The sequence below is a fragment of the Leptolyngbya sp. FACHB-711 genome, from assembly GCF_014695615.1.
Lineage (GTDB): Bacteria > Cyanobacteriota > Cyanobacteriia > Elainellales > Elainellaceae > Leptolyngbya_A.
Map to the genome: position 1 here is coordinate 1 of NZ_JACJOR010000005.1, position 1,945 is coordinate 1,945.

Annotated in this window: 1 protein-coding gene and 1 pseudogene; both read right to left on the reverse strand. The window is 47.0% G+C overall.

Annotated features, from left to right (window positions below; translation table 11 throughout):
• Positions 1–659 (reverse strand): annotated as a pseudogene (locus tag H6F80_RS00040) (cyanobacterial phytochrome A); the annotation flags it as partial.
• A 299-nt stretch (positions 660–958) separates the two neighbouring features.
• Entirely contained in the window at positions 959–1,447 is a 489-nt protein-coding gene (locus H6F80_RS00045; RefSeq protein ID WP_190789585.1) for a response regulator, read from the reverse strand.
• Between the last annotated feature and the right edge of the window lie 498 nt (positions 1,448–1,945).

Sequence of the window (1,945 nt, forward strand, 5' to 3'; positions counted from 1 at the left end):
AGCCCATTGAGGATATAAAGCTGTTTTGCCTGTTGGGGAATATCGGTAGACGGATAGTGTAAGCCCAGATAAGGGGTCGCGTCGTCGCGCTTTGCCTCTGCGATCACTCTGCCCGCGCCTGTCTTGGTAAACTGGTAGACCATGACGCGATCGAAGCCTGTCAAACGACGAATTTCAGCCACCGCAAAGTTGCACATTTCTTGAAGCGTGGTGGCACTCTGGAGCTTATTTATCGTACCCCTAACCCAAGGGTAGAGCTGAAGAGAATTTGCAGAAGCCTCAGTTTGGCTCGGTTCTAGCTCCAGCAGAAGCAGCTCATCCGCTCGATGAATTACCCCGTCAAAAATAGCCGCGCCTTCGGATCGTTCGATCGTGATTTTTAAGGGATTGACGGTCTCAAAATTCTCCGTCAGGCATTGCTCGATCGCGACCGTTTGCTTTGCCCCCAGCAGATCAGTGAGGGCAGTGTTCAGAAGCTGCTCTGGCGACTTGCCCAGGTAGGCAACCGTATTTTCGCTGACCTGGATAAGGGTGAGATCGGGTTCTTTGAGCACCAGCAGGCAGCCGTGCGGCTGGATCAAGCCGGGAATATGAATAGGTTCACGCTCGCAGCTAGTGAGATCAAGCACTTCCGAGGCAATTACCGGCTTCTGTACCATTCTTGAGTTGCGATTAAGTAGAAAGCGAGAGACATCTCAAAGTCCCCAAAACGGGAAATTAGCGAGGGCAAGGGAAACTATCAAATACTTTTCAAGCGCACTTTTTTTAAGCAAAATTCAGGCATCCTTACCTCGGGTACCTTTCGATAGACAGTCGATAGACATAAGACTTACTCTAAGCAATCATTGTGTCCCTATTCTATCTGCTTTCCTACTTAGAAGAATGCAGTGAATGGCAGGCGACGATCGCGCAGATTTAACTTCCAGCAGTAGCAGTTCAACACTGGTTCAATCGTGGTTCAACACTGAGGGAATGCGGAACGATGCGATAACCAGGGCTGCTCACTATAAGATAAAACTGCGCTTTCTAGCCAAAAATGAATCAGGGATTGCAGAGTTGCAATAAATTTTTGGGTATTCATTGCCTTGACCACATAGCTGCTTGCTCCGCGCTGATAGCACTGTTTGATGTGGTCAGGATTGGTGGAGCTAGTGAGAACGACGATCGGAATACTTTTGAGCTGGTCGTCTTGTTTGACTCGCGCCAGCACGTCTAGCCCTTCGGTTCCGGGCAGATTCAAATCCAGTAAAATGACCCCAGGACGGGGCGCAGTATCAGGATCAGCGTACTCGCCCGTTTGAAACAAAAAGCTGAGTGCTTCATCGCCATCTGTGCAGCGAAAGACAAGCTGATCCACCACAGTCCGGCTGACCACAGATTGCAGAATCTCAAAGTCGATGTCAGAGTCATCAACCACGAGAAGGGGACGAGTAAGGCTATCCATCATGTCAGTGAATGAGTTGGGTTCTAGCGAATGTGCTGATTTTGCTTAACCGATTTTGCTCAACAAGGTTTTGCTTAACAAAAGAGGCTATTAGAGTTTAAAGGCAGAATTTCCAGCCACGATCGCCAATGCACGAATTAGCAATCTTAGAATCAACAATTTTAATTGACTAATAAATTAACTAATAATGCTGGAATTATCGCTGTAATCCCTGACTCAATAAATCAACCTTAGGAAATTAGCCATAGGGTAGAGTTCTGACAGAGCATTTGACAAAGTGCAATTGACAAAGTATCCAGGGAGGCACATCGCCTGCGCTGCTTTCCTTGCTTTCTAGCTTGCAACGTGAAGCGGCTTTGAATGCTGGAAGAGAGCCAGGTTCCTGTTCTAGCTTGATAATTTTTCTCTCAGAGCGAAGCTTGATAAATGCTCAGTTTAATCACCCCAAAATTCCAGTTCTTAGTCTTCTCAGCAATACTTTTAGCGGTATTTTTAATGATA